2 protein-coding genes are annotated in these 1611 nt (G+C 56.7%); both read left to right on the top strand.

The features are described from left to right. The first annotated feature begins 187 nt into the window (after positions 1 to 187). Positions 188 to 1120 carry an NAD(P)-dependent oxidoreductase gene (locus tag ACXJ5O_RS26335; protein WP_457302481.1) on the top strand — a complete coding sequence of 311 codons (933 nt, stop codon included), beginning with the start codon at positions 188 to 190 and terminating at the stop codon, positions 1118 to 1120. Further along, a partial coding sequence (locus ACXJ5O_RS26330; RefSeq protein WP_457302480.1) for an HpcH/HpaI aldolase family protein occupies positions 1117 to 1611 on the top strand: 495 nt, incomplete at its 3' end. The genes ACXJ5O_RS26335 and ACXJ5O_RS26330, both read left to right, overlap by 4 nt.

Here is a 1611-nt window from a genome sequence, read left to right as displayed (position 1 = left end):
GAGAACTGGTAGGCGGACTATTCTATTTCAACTATCCGGGCGCAACTGGCTTGATGAGTGGAGCGGTTTTTGGGCGCATAGCCGGGCGAAGTGCAGCTGAAGCGGCAAGGGTGCAGGCATCTTCGAATATCCACACTGCGGCATCTGCCGGAGCTTGAGCCAAAAAAGTTTGCAGGGAGGAACGGCCGTGAGCGCTTCACAGAATGCAACAAAGGTCGGCTTTGTCGGGATCGGCAATATGGGCCAGCCCATGGCCGGGCATCTGGTCAATGCAGGATGGAACTTAGCCATCTACGATACCGATGCCGGAAAGGCAGGGGCATTCGCGGCCTCGAGTAGTAAATGCGTCAAGGTCGACTCGCTCGCTGAGCTTGGCAAGCGCTCAGATGTCATCGTGCTGATGCTACCCGATGGGGGGATCGTGCGACGTGTTGCCTTGGGAGACGAAGGGCAGGACGATCATCTTCTGCTCGGCCTGAAGTCTGGATCCACCATTATCGATATGAGCTCGTCTGCTCCAATCGGGACGCGCGAACTCGGCAGCTTACTCCAAAAGCGGGAAATCGGGATGCTTGATGCCCCTGTTTCAGGCGGTGTTCCGGGCGCGATTGCGGCTACGCTTGCAATTATGGTGGGAGGCGACTCCAGGCTTGCCGAGCATTTCGCCCCGCTGCTCGAGGCAATGGGGCGTCGCTTCCATATCGGTCCTCTCGGTTCCGGTCATGCGGTCAAGGTTCTCAACAATTATGTGTCGGCGGCGGGTCTTGCTGCGGCTGCGGAAGCGCTGCTCGTGGCTGAGCGTTTCGGGGTAGATGGTAATGTACTAGTTGACGTGCTGAATGCATCCACAGGGCGCAACAACAGCACGGAGAAAAAGTTCAAACAGTACATCCTTAACCGGGCCTACAATTCCGGCTTTTCCCTTGATCTCATGGTGAAAGACCTGAAGCTGGCCATGGAGGTGGCGCGGGCCTGCGACGTTCCCGCGGAACTTGGCCATTCATGTTTGCGGCTGTGGGAGGATGCTCAATCCTGGACTGGTTCCAATGCCGATCATACCGAGTTCGCCCGTTTCGTGATCGACGGCGGGCCGCCTCGCGCTGCGGAGGTCAAAGGATGAAACATGGGCTTAAAGAACGCCTGAGAGCCGGCGAGACTGTTGCGATCTGCAATCCGGACTTTCCAACGCCGCGTCTGATCGAATTCATAGGTACGCTGGGATTCGATACCGTTTTTATCGATTGTGAGCATGCGAGTACGGATTTTGCGGCGGTTGAGGAACTTGCGCGTGCGGCCAGAAGCTGCAGCATGGCTTCGGTCGTAAGACCGTGGAGTAACGAGCCTGGCCTGATAAACCGTTATCTTAGCTGCGGAGTGGATGGCATCCAGACCCCACATGTCGATAGCGTGGCGGAAGCCAAGGCGATCATCGAGGGGATCAGTCAGTGGGAAGGCAATCACAAGGAAAAACTACTGGTCGTTATGATCGAGTCCGAAAAGGCACTCTCCAACTTGCAGCAAATGCTCGCTGCGATAGATGCAGACGTGTTTTATATCGGCGCTGTGGACCTCGCCCAGTCTATGGGCCTAAAGGGTCAGCCAGGCCATCCT

The organism is Phyllobacterium sp. P5_D12, assembly GCF_054049495.1.
Note: the sequence above shows the minus strand (reverse complement) of the source record. Positions and strands in the feature narration are given on the sequence as shown.